The organism is Pseudomonas sp. RC2C2 (assembly GCF_018390435.1).
GTDB classification, from domain to species: domain Bacteria; phylum Pseudomonadota; class Gammaproteobacteria; order Pseudomonadales; family Pseudomonadaceae; genus Aquipseudomonas; species Aquipseudomonas donghuensis.
In genome coordinates this window covers 3,387,507-3,405,646 of sequence record NZ_JAHBAX010000001.1, presented here as the reverse complement: position 1 = coordinate 3,405,646, position 18,140 = coordinate 3,387,507, and the positions used below count along the sequence as shown (strand labels likewise).

General features: G+C 63.0%; 16 protein-coding genes. 4 read left to right on the top strand and 12 right to left on the bottom strand.

From position 1 onward, the window contains the following. Positions 1-12: 12 nt before the first annotated feature. Both pgl and zwf read right to left on the bottom strand, forming a co-directional pair. On the bottom strand, positions 13-726 hold the full coding sequence (pgl, locus tag KHO53_RS15715) for a 6-phosphogluconolactonase (RefSeq protein ID WP_010220163.1): 714 nt from the start codon (positions 724-726) through the stop codon (positions 13-15). Continuing rightward, positions 713-2,182, bottom strand: a complete 1,470-nt coding sequence (gene zwf, locus KHO53_RS15710; protein ID WP_010220164.1) for a glucose-6-phosphate dehydrogenase — start codon at positions 2,180-2,182, stop codon at positions 713-715. The genes pgl and zwf overlap by 14 nt, the downstream gene beginning before the upstream one ends. 213 nt (positions 2,183-2,395) lie before the next feature. Between zwf and hexR the strand changes: the two genes are divergently transcribed. Then, positions 2,396-3,256 (top strand): DNA-binding transcriptional regulator HexR, encoded by an 861-nt coding sequence (hexR, locus tag KHO53_RS15705; RefSeq protein ID WP_174242320.1) that lies wholly within the window; start codon positions 2,396-2,398, stop codon positions 3,254-3,256. Here hexR and KHO53_RS15700 read toward each other — a convergent pair. The 10 genes from KHO53_RS15700 to edd all read right to left on the bottom strand — a co-directional run bounded on the left by KHO53_RS15700 (position 3,249) and on the right by edd (position 15,067). Continuing rightward, positions 3,249-4,103: a D-hexose-6-phosphate mutarotase gene (locus KHO53_RS15700; protein ID WP_010220167.1), complete on the bottom strand. Its 855-nt coding sequence runs from the start codon at positions 4,101-4,103 to the stop codon at positions 3,249-3,251. The genes hexR and KHO53_RS15700 overlap by 8 nt on opposite strands. A gap of 143 nt (positions 4,104-4,246) precedes the next feature. Next, positions 4,247-5,593: a carbohydrate porin gene (locus tag KHO53_RS15695; protein WP_010220169.1), complete on the bottom strand. Its 1,347-nt coding sequence runs from the start codon at positions 5,591-5,593 to the stop codon at positions 4,247-4,249. Between the two features lie 54 nt (positions 5,594-5,647). Continuing rightward, positions 5,648-6,808: an ABC transporter ATP-binding protein gene (locus tag KHO53_RS15690; protein ID WP_010220170.1), complete on the bottom strand. Its 1,161-nt coding sequence runs from the start codon at positions 6,806-6,808 to the stop codon at positions 5,648-5,650. 5 nt (positions 6,809-6,813) lie between these two features. Continuing rightward, positions 6,814-7,659, bottom strand: coding sequence for a carbohydrate ABC transporter permease (locus KHO53_RS15685; protein WP_100781976.1), 846 nt, complete (start codon positions 7,657-7,659; stop codon positions 6,814-6,816). Next, a complete protein-coding gene (locus KHO53_RS15680; RefSeq protein WP_010220172.1) occupies positions 7,652-8,560 on the bottom strand; it encodes a carbohydrate ABC transporter permease in 909 nt (302 codons plus the stop codon). Before KHO53_RS15680 ends, KHO53_RS15685 begins: the two co-directional genes overlap by 8 nt. Positions 8,561-8,681: 121 nt before the next feature. Beyond that, positions 8,682-9,944 carry an ABC transporter substrate-binding protein gene (locus tag KHO53_RS15675; RefSeq protein WP_213570485.1) on the bottom strand — a complete coding sequence of 421 codons (1,263 nt, stop codon included), beginning with the start codon at positions 9,942-9,944 and terminating at the stop codon, positions 8,682-8,684. A gap of 134 nt (positions 9,945-10,078) precedes the next feature. After that, positions 10,079-11,473, bottom strand: coding sequence for an ATP-binding protein (locus KHO53_RS15670; RefSeq protein ID WP_269467562.1), 1,395 nt, complete (start codon positions 11,471-11,473; stop codon positions 10,079-10,081). A gap of 43 nt (positions 11,474-11,516) precedes the next feature. Next, the gene (locus tag KHO53_RS15665; RefSeq protein WP_036994276.1) at positions 11,517-12,215 is read right to left on the bottom strand and encodes a response regulator; all 699 of its coding nucleotides are present in this window, start codon (positions 12,213-12,215) and stop codon (positions 11,517-11,519) included. A gap of 75 nt (positions 12,216-12,290) precedes the next feature. Beyond that, complete coding sequence (locus tag KHO53_RS15660; RefSeq protein ID WP_036993980.1) at positions 12,291-13,244, bottom strand: glucokinase; 954 nt, start codon at positions 13,242-13,244, stop codon at positions 12,291-12,293. Continuing rightward, positions 13,241-15,067 (bottom strand): phosphogluconate dehydratase, encoded by a 1,827-nt coding sequence (gene edd / locus KHO53_RS15655; protein WP_213570484.1) that lies wholly within the window; start codon positions 15,065-15,067, stop codon positions 13,241-13,243. Before edd ends, KHO53_RS15660 begins: the two co-directional genes overlap by 4 nt. A 269-nt stretch (positions 15,068-15,336) precedes the next feature. Here edd and gap point away from each other — a divergent pair, with 269 nt between their 5' ends. The 3 genes from gap to KHO53_RS15640 all read left to right on the top strand — a co-directional run bounded on the left by gap (position 15,337) and on the right by KHO53_RS15640 (position 18,033). Beyond that, on the top strand, positions 15,337-16,338 hold the full coding sequence (gene gap, locus KHO53_RS15650) for a type I glyceraldehyde-3-phosphate dehydrogenase (protein WP_010220178.1): 1,002 nt from the start codon (positions 15,337-15,339) through the stop codon (positions 16,336-16,338). A gap of 126 nt (positions 16,339-16,464) precedes the next feature. Next, a complete protein-coding gene (locus tag KHO53_RS15645; RefSeq protein ID WP_010220179.1) occupies positions 16,465-16,977 on the top strand; it encodes an RNA polymerase sigma factor in 513 nt (170 codons plus the stop codon). A gap of 93 nt (positions 16,978-17,070) precedes the next feature. Further along, the gene (locus tag KHO53_RS15640) at positions 17,071-18,033 is read left to right on the top strand and encodes a FecR family protein (RefSeq protein WP_026001135.1); all 963 of its coding nucleotides are present in this window, start codon (positions 17,071-17,073) and stop codon (positions 18,031-18,033) included. Positions 18,034-18,140: the final 107 nt, after the last annotated feature.

Here is an 18,140-nt window from a genome sequence, read left to right as displayed (position 1 = left end):
CAGATCCTTGGCTCATGGGCACCAGTAAATATCCAGAGGGTCTTGTAAGAAGGCGCGAATCGGCATTTGCGCCGAGTCGTCGCCGGCCAGCGCGGCGCGCAGGGTAGCGAGTTTGCCCGCACCTTGCACCGACAAGGCGGTAAAGCCGGCACGGGCCAGCAGTGCGCGGGTCATGCTCAAGCGCTGATGCGGCACCGCCGGCGCCCGCATCGCCAGGCAGCGACGCGGGCTGCTTGGGTCAAGGCCTTCGGCAAGGTTCGGGCTGTTGGGGAACAGCGAGGCGGTATGGCCATCGTCGCCCATGCCCAGCACCAGTACGTCGATCCCTGGCAGTTCGGCCAGGGCCTGATCGGCTTCCTGCGCAGCGGCCTCAAGACTGCCTGCGGCGCGATAGAGGCTGAGGAAACGCGCCTTGGCAGCAGGACCGGTCAACAAATGGCGCTTGAGCAGGCCGGCATTGCTGTCAGCATGCTCGACCGGCACCCAGCGCTCGTCAGCCAGGGTCACCAGCACCTTCGACCAGTCCAGCGGCTGCTTGAGCAGCGCCGCAAAGAAAGCCACCGGGCTGCGTCCACCGGACACTACCAGGGTGGCCTGGCCTTTAGCTGCAATGGCCATATTCAGGCGCCCGGCCACGTCCTTGGCCAGCCCTTCGGCCAATTGCGGCGCGGTGTTGAAATCATGTGCCGTGACGGTTGCCGGCAGTTGCAGTTCAGATATCGCCATACCAGGACCTCCCATCGCGGGTAATCAGTGCAATCGAGCTCATCGGCCCCCAGGAACCGGCGGCATAGGGCTTGGGCGCGTCGCCCGACTGTTTCCAGCCGGCGATCAGCTGATCGCACCACTTCCACGCGTATTCGATTTCATCCTTGCGCACAAACAGGTTCTGATTGCCGCGCATCACTTCCAGCAACAACCGCTCGTAGGCATCGGGGATCCGCGCGCTACGCCAGGTATCCGAGAAATTCAGCTGCAATGGCCCGCTGCGCAGTTGCATGCCTTTGTCCAGGCCCTGCTCCTTGGTCATCACCCGCAGCGAGATACCTTCGTCCGGTTGCAGGCGGATGATCAGCTTGTTGCCAATCTGCAAACGCTGTTCCGGGGCGAAGATGTAGTGCGGGGTTTCCTTGAAGTGGATGACGATCTGCGACAGCTTCTGCGGCATGCGCTTGCCGGTGCGCAGGTAGAACGGCACCCCGGCCCAGCGCCAGTTGCGGATATCGGCACGCAGAGCGACGAAGGTTTCGGTGTCGCTCTGGGCGTTGGCGTTGTCTTCTTCCAGGTAACCGGGCACCGGCTTGCCTTCGCTGTAGCCGGCAATGTACTGGCCGCGCACCACTTGCGTGCTCAAGCCCTCGCCCTTGATCGGCGCCAGGGCCTTGAGCACCTTGACCTTCTCGTCACGGATACTGTCGGCCGAGAGATCGCTGGGCGGGTCCATCGCAATCAGGCAGAGCAGTTGCAGCAGGTGGTTCTGGATCATGTCGCGCAGTTGCCCGGCCTTGTCGAAATAGCCCCAGCGCCCTTCGATACCGACCTTTTCGGCGACAGTGATTTCCACGTGGGAAATCGAGTTCTGGTTCCACTGGGTTTCGAACAGGCTGTTGGCAAAACGCAGGGCAATGAGGTTCTGCACCGTCTCCTTGCCCAGGTAATGGTCGATGCGGTAGACGCGGTTTTCTGGAAAGTACTGGGCCACGGCGTCGTTGACCCGCCGTGAGGATTCCAGGTCATGGCCGATGGGTTTTTCCAGCACCACCCGGGTACGGGCACTGAGGCCAACCTTGTCGAGGTTCTCGCAGATGCCGCCATACACCGCCGCCGGGGTGGCGAAGTAGGCGATCAACTGGCTGTCGCTGCCAACCTGCTCGGCCAGGGCCTGATAGTCATCGGCCTGGAGAAAATCCACGTGCAGGTAGCTCAGGCGGGCCAGGAAGCGCTGCAACACCGGCGCCTCGATCTGCCCGGCGGGCACGAACTCCCGCAGATGCGCTTCTATCGACGCCAGGTGTTGTTCAACGCTGCCCGCCTCGCGGGCCAGGGCCAGCACGCGGGTGTCGGCGTGCAGCAAATCGGCCCGGTCGAGCTGATAAAGCGCCGGAAATAGCTTGCGCAAGGCCAGGTCGCCAAGGGCGCCAAACAGGGCAAAGGTGCAGGGTTCAACGCTGATCGAAGCCATGATGTTGGTTCTTTTATCAAGTTGACGTAGAAATACCGTTTTCAATCGCAGTTTTCAAGGAATAATGTAGTAAAAACCACAACATTTCACCCAGTGGACAGATTCAAGTGGTGTGCCACCCATGCCATCAGTACGATAGGCCACCGTGTCAAAAGCCCGCAGCTGTCACCAGCCGGGTGCCTCATCGACCCAAGGAAAACACCCATGGACCGCGTGCGAAACCTCCTGGAGCAGATCCAGGGCCGCCTCGAAGAGCTGAACAAGGCTGAGCGTAAAGTCGCCGAAGTCATCCTGCTCAACCCCCAGCAAGCCACCCGTTTCAGCATTGCCGCCCTGGCCCAGGCCGCCAAGGTCAGCGAGCCGACGGTCAATCGCTTTTGCCGCTCGTTCGGCGTCAGCGGCTACCCCGAACTGAAGCTGCAACTGGCGCAGAGCCTGGCCAGCGGCGCTGCCTACGTCAGCCGGGCAGTGGAAGCCGACGATGATCCGGCGTCCTACACCCAGAAAATCTTCGGCAGCGCCATCGCCTCGCTGGACAGTGCCTGCCAGCAACTGGATCCGCAGCTGATCAGCCGCGCCGTCGACATGCTGATCCAGGCCCGGCAGATCCACTTCTTCGGCCTCGGCGCCTCGGCCCCGGTGGCGCTGGATGCCCAGCACAAGTTCTTCCGCTTCAACCTGGCGGTGTCGGCCCACGCCGATGTGCTGATGCAACGCATGCTGGCCTCAGTGGCCCACACCGGCGAGCTGTTCGTGATCATCTCCTACACCGGGCGCACCCGCGAGCTGGTTGAAGTCGCGCGCCTGGCCCGGGAAAACGGCGCCTCGGTACTCGGCCTGACCGCCGCCGACTCGCCATTGGCCAAGGCCAGCAGCCTGAGCCTGAACATCCCGCTGCCGGAAGACACCGACATCTATATGCCGATGACCTCGCGAATCATCCAGCTGACCGTGCTCGACGTGCTGGCCACCGGCATGACCTTGCGCCGCGGCGTCGACTTCCAGCCGCACCTGCGCAAAATCAAGGAAAGCCTCAACGCCAGCCGTTACCCGATCGACGACGAACTCAACTGAGCAGGTGCGCCTGCAAACGCAGGTGTGCTTGCTCCCCTGGCGCCAGGCTCAGGCTGTCACTGCTGCCACTGGCCGCCTCGACACAGACGAAGCCCAGGGTTTCGCTGCCACTGACACCCATCAACGGCCGACTGCCGGGGTGCCAGACCACGGTATCCTCGCTGTCACCGGTATCGATGCACAGCTGGCGCTGCCAAGCCGGATCGTGCAACTGCAGGGTCGCCGCATTGGGAAACACCCGCTGGCAACCGCCGTGGACCTTCAAAGCGCCCTTCTGGCGACAGGATTGACGGTTCAAACGGTCGTAACCTTCAATGTTTTCCAGCCCAGATAGCGCTATCTCAGAAACGTCACTAATACGCCAGTAAGCCAGCAGAGCATGACTCAACTGACAAGGCTGGCTGTCCTGGTGTTCGGTACTCAACTGCAGCTCCATGCGTTTACCCAGCCTGGCCAACAGGTCGACCTGCCAGTCGCACAGTTGCAGGCGCCATTTGAGGGTCACGCCGTGTTCATCTTCGCTGCTGTCGATCAGCTTCCAGTCGAGCAAGCGCGCCCAGCCGTGGGCCGGCCACATGTCCTCGCTGGGATGACGGCCATACCAGGGCCAGCACACCGGCACGCCGCCACGGATGGCGCCAACTTGCGGCCACTGCGCCGCACACCACAGCCACGGGCGCTCGCCCTGCGGTTGGAAGTGCAACAATTGCGCACCCTGACGGCTGAACACCGCCTGGCATTGCGGGTGATCGATGATCAGCACATCGCGCTGCTGGTAACGCTCCCACTCGAAGGTCGGCCGCGGCCTCTGCGAGGTGAAGAAACGTTGTAGCGGGTGCTCTGGCATGGCTGGGAACTCTTGTTATTCAGTGGGAACGCTATCGCTGGCAAGCCAGCTCCCACAGGATCTGCGCAACCCATGTGGGAGCTGGCTTGCCAGCGATCGACCGCACAGCGGTCACAATATGCGTAAATTTACAACATATCACCTCAGAACGACGACTGAATCTTCAACCCGGCGACCAGCGCGTTATCCACCTCATCGACCCCGCCCGGGCTCTTGATGTACTGCAGGTTCGGCCGCACGGTCAGCCAGTTGGTGACGTGGAAGCCGTAGTACAGCTCGGCGTTGTATTCGGTCTTCTGGATCGGCACGAAACCGGCGTCGTTGTAATCCTCGATGCCGCTTTGCTGATTGAGCAGTTGCGCGCGATCCTTCACATCATCGTTGACGTGAATGCGCGCCACGCCAAAGCCGATGTCATCCTTGGGCCGGCCATCGAAGGCACCCTTGTAGACCATGCCCACCTGCTGGTAGTTGTCCACCACGTTGGTGGCCTTGTCGTGCACGGTGAAGTTGGCGAACAGGCTCAGGCCGCGGTTGGCATCGCCGTTGTGCGCGGTGACCTGCTGCTGGGCCACCACCCACCAGCCATGCTTGCTCGAATGCGACTTGAAGGCGGCGCCGGTCAGCGCCTGGGGCTGGCCATTGACATCGTCATACAGGTCATCGGCCTTGGCCGTGCTGTAGTAGTAACCCAGGCGGTACTCGCCCGGCAGGCCATTGACCTGCGGCGACCAGACCAGTTCCACCGGCAGGATCATGCCCTTGGTGCCGCTGCCGCTGAGCTTGAAGCCGTTGCCGGTCTCGAGGTTGGAGGGGTTCTGCTCATACACGCCGACCTGGGCGAAGAACTCCGGGGTGATGTTGTACTTGACCCGCATCGCCCATTGGCTGACCGGCCAGTTGTACCAGATGCCACCCACCCAGTTGCCCACTTGCGAGCCGCAGAACGCCAGGTTCTGGAAGTCGCAGGGGAAGCTGTTGAAGTCCTCGCCTTCGCCAAAGCGCCCGACCTTCACGTCCAGGGCGCCGTCGAAGTACTTCTGTTTGACCCACATCTGCGTCAGGCGCCAGGTCTGGCCGCGGCCCCAGACCTCCTGAACCGAACTGAACTGCCCGGCGCGCGGGTCGCTGATACGGTCGTTGGACAGGTTGCGACCGCTACGCTCGGTGATCGCCAGCTTGAACTCGGCATCCTGCCAACCGAAGATCTTCTCCAGGTCCAGGTGCGCGCCGAGGGCGAACTGGTCACTGTAGCGGGCAGTCTTGTCGTCGTTGTAGCCACCGTTGAGGTTGCCGGCCACCTCACCGACGTAATCGAGGGTGAAGTCGTAGCCCTTCTCCAGCAATTCGGTACGGGTACCGCCCCAATCGCCGCTCATCCATTTCGACTCCGGGGCAAAGGCGCCGGCCGCCTGCACCCCGCAACTGACGCCCAGGGCCGCCAGCAGGGTCAATGGCGCCAGTGGCTTGATACGCTTGAAGTGATCCATCCCTTGTTTCCTCGTTTTATTGTTCTCGATGGGTTTCTACGTTCTCTAACGAATTCAGCGGCCCTTGAATTGGGCGACATTATCCTTGCCCGCCTGGGCCAGTACCGGCGCAGCGACGCCCAGGCGCTCGCCAGTGGCGGCATCGAACAGCAGCACCCGCGCCGGGTCGAACTGCAGGTTCAGGGTGTCGCCCACCTGGGTCGGTACATCCGGGGCCAGGCGGCAGCAGACTTTGGTCTGGTTCAAGGTAACGAACACCAGCAGGTCCGGGCCGGTGGGTTCGGTGACCTGCACCTCGGCACGAATACTCGGCAAACCATTGGCCTGGGCCGGGGCCAGGGCGATCTGTTCCGGGCGAATGCCGAGGATCACTTCACGGTCCTCCAGGCCCGCCGTCTCGATACCCAAGGGTAGCTCGCAGCGCGCCTGGCCACTGTCGAGCAGCGCCAGCAGGCGGCCGTCCTGGCGTTGCAGGCGCAGGGGAATGAAGTTCATCGGTGGCGAACCGATGAAGCTGGCGACGAACAGGTTGGCCGGATCGTTGTAGATCTGCTGCGGGGTGCCGAACTGCTGGATCAGCCCGTCCTTCATCACCGCCACCTTGTCGCCCAGGGTCATGGCCTCGATCTGATCGTGGGTGACGTACACCGTGGTGGTCTTCAGGCGTTGATGCATCAGCTTGATTTCAGTGCGCATCTCCACCCGCAACTTGGCGTCGAGGTTGGACAGCGGCTCATCGAACAGGTAGATCTTCGGTCGCCGCGCCAAGGCCCGGCCCATGGCCACGCGCTGCTGCTGCCCCCCGGACAGCTGACCGGGCTTGCGCGTCAGCAGATGCTCGATCTGCAGCAGTTTGGCCACCCGTGCCACCTCTTCATCGATGGCGGCGGCGGGCATCTTGCGCATCTTCAGGCCGAAAGCGATGTTGTCGCGCACGTTCATGGTCGGGTACAGCGCGTAAGACTGAAACACCATGGCGATGTCGCGATCCTTGGGGCTCATCCCGCTGATGTCGGCATCGTCCACCAGGATCGCCCCGCCGCTGATCTGTTCGAGGCCGGCGATGCAGTTCATCAGGGTCGATTTACCACAACCGGACGGGCCGACCAGGATCAGGAACTCGCCGGAGTCGATCGACAGTTCGATGTTTTTCAAGGTGTCCGGCAGGCCGCTGCCGTAGCTCTTGTTGACGTTGCGCAGTTCAAGCGTTGCCATTGTGTTTACCCCTTGACCGCGCCGGCCGTGAGCCCGCGCAGGAAATACTTGCCAGCCAGCACATAGACCAACAGGGTCGGTAACCCGGCGATCATCGCCGCCGCCATGTCGACGTTGTATTCCTTGACCCCGGTGCTGGTATTGACCAGGTTGTTCAGGGCCACGGTGATCGGTTGTGCGTCGCCGCTGGCGAACACCACGCCGAAGAGAAAGTCGTTCCAGATCTGGGTGAACTGCCAGATCAGGCAGACCATGATGATCGGCACCGACATCGGCAGCAGGATGCGCCCGAAGATGGTGAAGAACCCCGCGCCATCGAGCCGCGCCGCCCGCACCAGGGCATCCGGCACGCTGCAGTAGTAGTTGCGGAAAAACAGCGTGGTAAAGGCCAGGCCATAGACGATGTGTACCAGCACCAGGCCGCTGGTGGTGCTTGCCAGGCCAAGCTTGCCGAGGGTGAACGAGGCCGGCAGCAGCACGGTCTGGAACGGCAGGAAGCAACCGAACAGCAGCAGCCCGAAGAACAGCTGCGAGCCCCTGAAGCGCCACATCGACAGCACATAGCCATTGAGCGCACCGAGCAGGGTCGAGATCAGCACCGCCGGCACGGTGATCTTCACCGAGTTCCAGAAGTAGCCACCCACCGTGTCCCAGGCCTTGATCCAGCCAATGCCGGTGATCACCTCGGGCCAGCTCAGCAGATTGCCGGTACGGATATCTTCCGGCGACTTGAAGCTGGTCAGCAGCATCACGATCAGCGGGATCAGGTACAGCGCGCAGGCCAGGATCAGGGTCGAATAGATGGCCAGGCGGCTGAGGCTCAATGAGCGGGGAGCGAGGGACCTAGTCATGGCGCTTGTTCCTCAGTTCCGAATACAGGTAAGGCACCAGGATCGACAGGATCGCGCCGAGCATCAGGATCGCACTGGCCGAGCCCATGCCCATCTGCCCGCGGCTGAAGGTGAAGGAGTACATGAACATCGCCGGCAGGTCCGAGGCATAGCCCGGGCCGCCCGCGGTCATCGCCGCGACCAGGTCGAAGCTCTTGATCGCGATGTGCGCAAGGATCATCAACGCACTGAAAAATACCGGACGCAGGCTCGGCAGGACGATACGCAGGTAGATGCTCGGCAGGCTGGCGCCATCGACTTGCGCGGCGCGAATGATCGATTGATCGACGCCGCGCAGGCCGGCCAGGAACAGCGCCATGACAAAGCCCGAGGCCTGCCACACGGCGGCGATCACCAGGCAGTAGACGACCCGGTCGGGGTCCACCAGCCAGTCCAGGCGAAAGCCTTCCCAGCCCCAGTCGCGGAGCATCTTGTCCAGGCCCAGGCCGGGGTTGAGCAGCCATTTCCAGGCGGTGCCGGTGACGATCATCGACAGCGCCATCGGGTACAGGTAAATGGTGCGAATGAACCCTTCGCGGCGGATGCGCTGGTCGAGCAGCACCGCCAGCAGCACGCCGATCACCAGGCTGATGGCGATGAACATACCGCCGAACAGCAGCAGGTTCTTGCTCGCCACCCACCAGCGGTCGTTCTCCATCAGCCGCGCGTACTGCGCCAGGCCCACCCACTTGTAGCTGGGCATGAAGCTTGAGTTGGTGAAGGACAGGACGAAGGTCCAGAGGATGTAGCCGTAAAAGCCCACCAGGACGATCAGCATGCTCGGCGCCAGTACCAGTTTCGGTAGCCAGCGCTGCAGGGCGTCCAGGGGTGAGGCCTTGTTGATTGTGGCAACAGTGCTCATCAGGATGATCTCGTGTGGAGGCTATCGCGGGGCAAGCCCGCTCCTACAGGGATGCGTTGCTGTTGTGGGAGCGGGCTTGCCCCGCGAAGGGTCCGAAAGCCCGCCCCCGCACATCAGCCCATCACTTGGCCGACTTGATCGCCGAATTCAGCTGTTTGACCGCCGTCGCCGGGTCGGCTTTCGGGTCGTTGAAGAAGTTGGTGACAACATCGAAGATCGCCCCTTGCACCGCCAGGGAGGTCGCCATGTTGTGGGCCATGCTCGGTTGCAGGCCGTCACCTTTTTCCGCTTCCTTGAAGTCCGCCGCCGACTTCTGCGTACAGGCGTCGAACTGGCTCATGTCCATGTCCTGGCGCACCGGCAGGGAGCCCTTGTTCTGGTTGAACACGGTCTGGAACCGCGGCTCCAGGGCGACCTTGGCCAGGTCGTTCTGGGCCTTGATGTCGTTCGCGTTCTTGAGCTTGAACATCGCCAGCGAATCGATGTTGTAGGCGAAGCTGCCCTGGGTGCCGGGGAAGGCCACGCACTGGTAGTCCTTGCCCGCGACCTTGCCGGCGGCAGTCCATTCGCTCTTGGCCCAGTCGCCCATGATCTGCATGCCGGCCTTGCCGTTGATGACCTCGCCAGCGGCAATGTTCCAGTCACGTCCGGCGCGGTTAGGGTCCATGTAGGTGCCCAGGCGTTGCAGGGTCTTGAACACCTCGATCATTTTTTCGCCGGTCAGGGTGTCTTCGTCCAGTTCGACAAAGGCTTGGTGATAGCCCTGGGGCCCGAGGATGCTCAGCACCAGGTCTTCGAACACGGTGCTGTCCTGCCACGGCTGGCCACCATGGGCCAGCGGGGTGAAGCCGGCAGCCTTGAGCTTGTCGGCGGCAGCGAACAGTTCGTCGAGGGTGGTCGGCACCTTGGCACCGGCCTTGTCGAACACCTGCGGATTGATCCACAACCAGTTGACCCGGTGGATGTTCACCGGCACCGCTACATAGTGGCCGTCGTACTGCATGAGCTGCGCAACTTTCTTTGGCAGCAGGGCATCCCAGTTGTTGGCTTTGGCGACATCATCAAGCTCAGTGAGCAGGCCCAGCGCGCCCCATTCCTGGATATCCGGCCCCTTGATCTGGGCGGCGCCCGGCGGGTTGCCGGCGACCGCGCGGCTTTTCAGCACGGTCATGGCCGCGGCGCCACCGCCACCGGCGACGGCATTGTCCTTCCAGGTGAAGCCGTCTTTCTCGACTTGTTCCTTGAGGGTTTTCACCGCCGCGGCTTCACCGCCGGAGGTCCACCAGTGGGTGACTTCGACCGTACCGTTAGCGGCAGCAACAGCACTCAAGGGCAACAAGGAGGCGAGAGAAATGACAGCAGCGAGGCGACTGATCGCATTCATCGAGAGGAACCTTTTCTTGTTGTTATGCAGGTGCAAGTCGTGGTGCTTGCGCTTGCATCAGAGTCTAACCAGCGGCACCTATGCCGGAGGTAACGAAGGGATGCGCGAATGTCACAGGCTGGTGACATTCGCTTTCAGTCACTGCTGCGCGGCAGGCTCAGGGTCACCCGCAAGCCGCCCTCACGCAGGTTGCGCAGGCTCACTTCACCGCCATGGCTGTGCGCGATGTTGCGCGCGATACCCAGCCCCAGACCGTAACCCTGCTGCTGCCCGGCCAGGCGAAAGTGCGGCTCGAACACCTGTTCCTGACGCTGCTCAGGCACACCCGGGCCCTCGTCGTCGACCTGCAAAACGAAGTCACTGTCGCTGTCGAGGATGCGCAGGTGAGCACGCTCGCCATACTTCAGGGCGTTGTCGATCAGGTTGCCGATGCAGCGCTTGAGCGCCAGTGGCTTGCCGGGATACGGCGCCAGCGCGCGGCCTTCAAGCGTGATCTGGCCGCTGCCCAGGTACGGCTCGACCAGGCATTCGAGCACCTGGTTGAGGTCGATACGCTCGATGTTCTCGTGGATGTCGGTGTCTTTCACGCATTGCAGTGCGCCCTTGACCAACATCTCCAGCTCATCCAGGTCGCGGCCGAACTTGGCCTGCAACGGCTCGTCATCCAGCAGCTCGACCCGCAGGCGCAAACGCGTGATCGGCGTGCGCAGGTCGTGGGAGATGGCGCTGAACAACTGGCTGCGTTCGGTCAGGTAGCGGCTGATGCGCTCGCGCATGGCATTGAAGGCCCGGCCCACCTCCTCCACTTCGCTGCCACCGCCTTCCGTCACCGGCTCGACATCGGCCCCCAGTGACATTTCCCTGGCAGCCAGGGCCAGGCGCTTGAGCGGGCGGCTCTGCCAGTGCACCAGCAAACCGATGAACAACAGCAGGAACGAGCTGGTGAGCACGATGAACCACAACTGCTGACTCGGCAGGCCCTGTTCTTCGAGGCTGGTGTAGGGCTCGGGCAGCAACGAGGCGATGTACAGCCATTCGTCTTCATCCAGGCGGATCTGGGTCACCAGCACTGGCGGGTTGATCGGCTCCAGGGTCAACGCATAGTGCGCCCAGGAGCGCGGCAGCTCATCGAGTTTCAGGCCGCTGTTGAAGATCCGCAGATCCTGCGGGCTGACGAACTGGATGGAGATTTCCAGCTGCGCGCCAAGGCGCTGGTGCAGCACGTCGCCGACGGCATCGATCACCGCTTGCTTGCGCGGCGTGGCCGCCAGCACCTGCATGCCCAGGGGTTTGTCATTGAGGGAAACGACAAAACGGGTGCCGCCCATGCTGCGCAACTGGTCGAGCACCATCGGCCGGTACGCCACCGGCAGCGAACGAAAGTAACTGACGCTGGCACTCATCGAATGGGCCAGGCTGCGCGCGCTGGCGACCAGGCCCTCCATCTGGCTGGCGCGCAGTTGCGACAGCCAGATCAGGCTCGACAGGCCCTGCGCCAGCAACACCACCAGCAGGGTCAACAGCAGCATCCGCCCCAGCAGCGAGCGCGGCAGCGGCAGTCGCCAGCGCCCTTCAGTGCGCAGGCGCAACGTTGGCCGCCAGCAGGTAACCACTGCCGCGTACGGTACGAATCAAACGCGGCGGTTTGTCTGTGTCGCGCAGGCGTTGGCGCAGGCGGCTGACCGCCATGTCGACGATACGGTCCAGGGGCATCGGCTCGCGACCGCGGGTGGCATTGCCGATGGTGTCGCGGTCGAGGATCTGTTGCGGGTGATCGAGGAACAGTTTGAGCAAGGCAAAGTCGGCGCCGGAAAGGATCACCTCTTCACCATCGCGGTGGAACAAGCGGTGGCTGATGGTATCCAGGCGCCAGTCATCGAAGGCCAGCACATCACCGCCATTGCGCTCCTGGCCAAAACCGGCACGGCGCAACAGGGCTTTGATCCGCGCCTGCAGTTCACGCGGACTGAAGGGTTTACCCAGGTAATCATCGGCGCCCAGCTCCAGGCCGATGACCCGGTCGGCCTCGTCGGAGCTGGCAGTGAGCATGATGATCGGCACCTGCGCCAGGCGCGGATGCTGACGCACCCAGCGGCACAAGCTGAAACCGTCTTCGTCGGGCAGCATCACATCGAGGATCACCAGGTCGCAATCGCTGGCATCCAGAGCCTGGCGAAAGCCGCGCCCGTCGGCCACCGCCTGGACGCTGAAACCGGCACGGCTCAGGTAGGTTTGCAACAGCTCACGGATGTCCTGGTCGTCGTCGACCATCAGTATCGACTTGCTCACGCATCACTCCTTGTCTATCAGGGAGAGGGCCTCGCGGGGCAAGCCCGCCCCCAGATATCAGCCGGCTTGTTGCAAAGCTACGCCAGCCCCGAGTAAACCGGAGAACTCAGCGGTTACCAACCATACCGGGACATCCTTGAAGTAGCCACTCATGCAGCCCTTGTCGGCAAAGCTGGCGCCAAAGCCGCTGCGCAGGAACAGTTCGGCAAAGCGCGGAATCACGCCGCCGACGATATACACCCCGGCGCGTGCGCCGAGAGTCAGGACATCATTGCCCGCTACTCGGCCCAGGAAGCAGCAGAACTGCTCGATCACCGCCAGGGCAACAGGCTCACCGGCCAGCGCCGCATCGGTGATCGCCGCCGGGCTCTGCAGCGGTGCGGGCTGGCCGTCCAGCGCGCAGATGGCCTGGTACAAACGCAACAGGCCGCCGCCGCTGAGGACGGATTCGGCGCTGACATGACCGATTTCGTTCTCGATCTGCTGACGAATCTGCGCTTCGCGGGCATTGCCCACCGGCAGGTCGACATGCCCGCCCTCGCCGGGCAAGGCCATCCAGCGGTCCTCTCCCAGGCTCAGCAAGGTGCCGACGCCAAGACCCGTGCCCGGGCCGATCACCAGGGCCGGGCGGCCGGCATCGGGCGTGCCGTCGCAAACGGTACGGTACTCGCCCGCCTGCAGACGGGTCATGCCCAGGGCCATGGCGGTGAAGTCGTTGATCAGCAGCAAGCGCTCGACCTGCAAGGTCTTGCAGAACGCCTGACGGCTGAGGCGCCAGTGGTTGTTGGTAAAGCGGAACTCATCGCCATCGACCGGCCCGGCCACCGCCAGGCACACCGCGCCCAGCTCACCGCGGGCCAGGCCATGATCGGCCAGATAGGCGCCGATGGCCTGTTCCGGGCTGGTGTAGTCGGCCGTGGCAAAGACCTGCACCGCGTGCATGCGGTTGTCTTCCCAGAGGGCAAAGCGCGCGTTGGTGCCGCCGATATCGCCGACCAGTGCGCGCTTCACTTGAGCGTCTCCAGTGCCGAGGTGAAGGCGCTGGCGCCCTTCTCCGCCGGGCTCAGGGCGGTACGCAGGAAGCCAAACAGCTCGCGGCCGCAGCCCAGGTCATTGCCGCTCGGCGCCGCCGGCAGTTCACGATCAGCCAGTTCGGCCGCACTGAGCTTCACGGTCAAGGTGCCGGCCATACCGTCGACGCGGACGATATCACCATCGCGCAGGCGTGCCAGCGGGCCGCCATCGAAGGCTTCAGGGCAAACATGAATGGCCGCGGGGATTTTCCCCGAAGCGCCGGACATACGCCCGTCGGTTACCAGTGCCACCTTGAAGCCACGATCCTGCAGCACGCCGAGGAACGGGGTCATCTTGTGCAACTCGGGCATACCGTTGCAGCGCGGGCCCTGAAATCGCATCACCGCGACAAAATCGCGCTCCAGCTCGCCGGCCTGGAACGCATCGGCCAGCGCCTGCTGGTCATGGAAGACCCGCGCCGGGGCTTCGACCACCTGATGTTCGGGAGCGACGGCGGAGACTTTCATCACCCCGCGCCCGAGGTTGCCTTCCATCACCCGCAGGCCGCCTTCGGGCGAGAACGGCCGCGCGACCGGACGCAGGATTGCCTCGTCCAGGCTCGCCTTTGGGCCTTCGCGCCAGACCAGCTTGCCACCCTCGAGGAACGGCTCCTGGGTGTAACGGCGCAGACCGTGGCCAGCGACGGTGTTGACGTCTTCGTGGAGCAAACCGGCATCGAGCAGTTCGCGAATCAGCAAGGCCATGCCGCCGGCGGCCTGGAAGTGGTTGATGTCGGCCTTGCCGTTCGGGTAGACGTGAGACAGGGTCGGCACCACCTCCGAAAGCTCGGCCATGTCCTGCCAGGTCAGCTGGATGCCCGCCGCCTGGGCAATCGCCGGCATGTGCAGGGTATGGTTGGTCGAGCCGCCGGTGGCGTGCAAGGCAACGATGGAGTTGACCAGGGCTTTCTCGTCGACGATCTCGCCCAGGGGCATGAAGTTACCGCTGGCCTTGGTCATGCGCGTGACCTGTTGGGCGGCCTCGGCGGTGAGGGCATCGCGCAGCGGCGTGTACGGGTTGACGAACGAGGCGCCCGGCAGGTGCAGGCCCATCACTTCCATCAGCAACTGGTTGGTGTTGGCGGTGCCGTAGAAGGTGCAGGTGCCGGGGCTGTGATAGGACTTCATCTCCGACTCCAGCAGCTCCTCGCGGCTGGCCTTGCCTTCGGCGTAACGCTGGCGCACATCGGCTTTCTCCTTGTTGGAGATGCCCGACGGCATTGGCCCGCCTGGGACGAACAGGGTCGGCAGATGGCCGAAGCGCAACGCGCCCATTAGCAGGCCGGGGACGATCTTGTCGCAGATACCGAGCATCAGCGCCGCGTCGAACATGTTGTGCGACAGGGCAATGGCGGTCGACATGGCGATCACTTCGCGGCTGGCGATGCCCAGCTCCATGCCTGGCTCACCCTGGGTGACCCCGTCGCACATGGCCGGCACGCCACCGGCGAACTGGCCGACCGAGCCAATCTCGCGCAGCGCCTGTTTGATCTGTTCGGGGTAATGCTCATAGGGCTGATGCGCCGAGAGCATGTCGTTGTAGGCGGAGACGATGGCGACGTTGGCCGCGTTCATCATTCGCAGGCTCTGTTTGTCCTGGCTGCCACAGCCGGCGACACCGTGAGCGAAGTTGGCGCATTGCAGCTTGGCGCGCATCGGCCCGTCGCTGGCGGCCCCGCGAATCAGTTCAAGGTAGCGTTCACGGGTGGGGCGACTGCGGGCGATCAGCCGTTGGGTGACCTCAAGAATGCGCGGATGCATGTACTGGACTCCAGGCTATCGGTGGTTGCGACCTCTGCGGCGGTTTCCCTTATCAACGATCGCGGCCTAGGCTCAAAAACAGGGGCGATGCGTTGCGGGAGGAACGGCTTGGCCGATCGCTCGTTGTAGATTGAACAAAATACTGCCAGCAAAAAGGCTTGTTTTCTATTTTTTTACGAATAATCTTGTAATTCCAACAACAAAAACAGATGCAGTGAAGCAAAACTTCAATTGCCACGGGCTTCACCCGGTCTGCCAGAGGTAGCTCCATGACCCTTCGTATCGCAATCAATGGCTTTGGCCGCATCGGCCGCAACATCCTTCGCGCACTCTATACCCAAGGCTACCGCCAGGACCTGCAGGTCGTCGCCATCAACGACCTGGGCGACAGTGCGATCAATGCCCATCTGCTCAAACACGACAGCGTCCACGGCAGCTTTGCTGCCACGGTTGAATCCGATCACGAGAGCATTACTGTCAACGGCGACCGCATTGCCGTCAGCGCCATCCGCAATCCGGCGGAGTTGCCATGGAAAGCCGAAGCCATCGATGTGGTGTTCGAATGCACCGGCTTGTTCACCGAACGCGCCAAGGCGGCCGCCCATCTTACTGCCGGGGCTGGCAAAGTCATTATCTCGGCACCGGCCAAGGGTGCTGATGCCACCGTGGTGTATGGGGTCAACCATGACATCCTGCGCCCTTCGCACCAGATCATCTCCAGTGCTTCGTGCACCACCAACTGCCTGGCGCCGCTGGCCCAGGTACTGCACCGCGAGTACGGTATCGAACAAGGCTTGATGACCACCATCCACGCCTACACCAATGACCAGAACCTGACCGATGTCTACCACAGCGACCCGTTCCGTGCCCGCTCGGCGACCCAGTCGATGATCCCGAGCAAGACCGGCGCGGCCGAAGCGGTGGGCCTGGTGCTGCCGGAGCTGGCCGGCAAGCTCACCGGCATGGCCGTGCGGGTGCCGGTGATCAACGTGTCGCTGGTCGACCTTACCGTCAACCTTGAGCGCGAGGCCACGGCCACGGCAGTCAATGAGTTGTTCAAGGAAGCCAGCCGGCATTCCAAGGTGCTGGGCTACAACAGCCTGCCGCTGGTGTCCTGTGATTTCAACCATAACCCGCTGTCGTCGATTTTCGATGCCAATCACACCCGCACCAACGGGCGCATGCTCAAGGTGCTGGCCTGGTACGACAACGAATGGGGCTTCTCCAATCGCATGCTGGATAACTGCCTGGCGCTGTGCAACGCCCGTTGACGATCGCTGTGGGAGCTGGCAAGCCAGTTCCCACAGGTCCAGTGTCGCAGGTTAAAAAACGCCAATACTTGACCAAGGCGTTGATGATAAGCATTATCATTCGCCACGCCATGGTCGGGTACCGCTGTGAGTCAGTCCCAGTTCAACGCCGTTTTCCTCGCGCAGCGCGTCAGCCTGCTGCGTACCCTGCAGCGCATGGTGGATAACCCCAGCACTGCCGAGGACCTGTTGCAGGAGACCTACCTGCGGGTGACCCGCGCCCTTGGCGAACGCCCCATCGAACACCTTGAACCCTTCGTGTTCCAGACTGCGCGCAACCTCGCCCTCGATCACTTGCGCGCACGCCGGGCGCAGTCGCGCAACCTGGTCGACGATGTACCCGAGCAGATCCTGCACAACGTCGCCGCGCCCAGCAGCAGCGCCGAAGACGCCGCCCACGCCGAACAATTGCTCAAGCGCCTGAGCGTCAGCCTCGCGCAATTGACCGAGCGCCAACAACGGATCTTCATCCTCAGCCGCCTGCATGGCGCCAGCTACCTGGAAATCGCCGAGCAGTTGAACGTCTCGGCAAGCACGGTTCAGAAGGAACTGAAACTGATCATGGCCATCTGTGTGGGGGTAGCCGACCGGCTGCAGTAAACAGCCTGTCGTCGATCGCAGCTAAACCCTTGCCATCCCCATGGATACCCCCGATCATTCGCGCAAAAGCGCCAACCCGCCAAGGACCCACCCGTGACCGACCGTCCCGCCCCTCGCCCCTCGCCACCTGGCCAAGGTGCCAGTGATCAGGCCATGGACCAGGCTCTGGACTGGCTGATTCGCCTGCAATGCGCGTCGGAACAAGATACCCAGGCCTTCGAAGCCTGGCTGGAAGCCGATCCGGCCAATGCCCGGGCCTACGTCGAGGCCGAAGCGATCTGGAACGGCGCGCCGTTGCGTCAGGTTGCCAGCCAGTTGCAACAGGGGCAGCGCCGCACGCTACGCTCACGCATCCGCCCGCACTACAAGCCCCTGGCCGCAGCCGCCGTGCTGCTGGTAGGGATTTTCACCCTTGGCAACCTGCCGCTGCGCCTGCAGGCCGACCACCTGACCGTGGTGGGTGAACGCCAGCGGCTACAGCTGGACGACGGCTCCAGGGTGTTGCTCAACACCAATTCGGCCTTTGCCAGCGACCTGCGCGACAACCGTCAGGTGGCCCGGCTGCTGCAGGGCGAGGCCTACTTCGAAGTGCCCGCCGGTACCCAACCGCCCCTGGAGCTGCAGGCCGGCCCGTTGCGGGCCAGCGTGCGCGACACCGATTTTGCCGTGCGCTACCTCAACGGCGAAGCCCAGGTGCGGGTGCAACGCGGTGACGTCGACCTGCAGGCCAGCAGCGACCAGCGCATTCGCCTGTCGGCGGGGGACAGTATCAGCGTCGGGCCCAACGGTTTCAGCCAACGCGGGCGCCTGGACGCGCAGAAGGACCTGGCCTGGGTCCAGGGCCGCCTGGTATTCGAAAATTGTCCGTTGAGCCAGGTGCTGGCCGAACTGCGCCGCTACTACCCCGGCTGGATCATCAACGGTAATGAGCACCTGGCAAACGTCGCGGTCACTGGCAACTACCGCCTCGACCAACCCCTGGAAACCCTGCGCGCCCTTGCCCACATCACCTCGGCGCAGCTGCACGAATACCCGGCACTGGTCATTCTCAACTGACGCAAAAGTTTTTTTACGCGATCCCTGAAGCTGTTACGTCTCGTTATAGCCAATGCAACTGATTCTTATTTTTGAGTCAGCCAGCACCTATAACATTTGCGCGACAG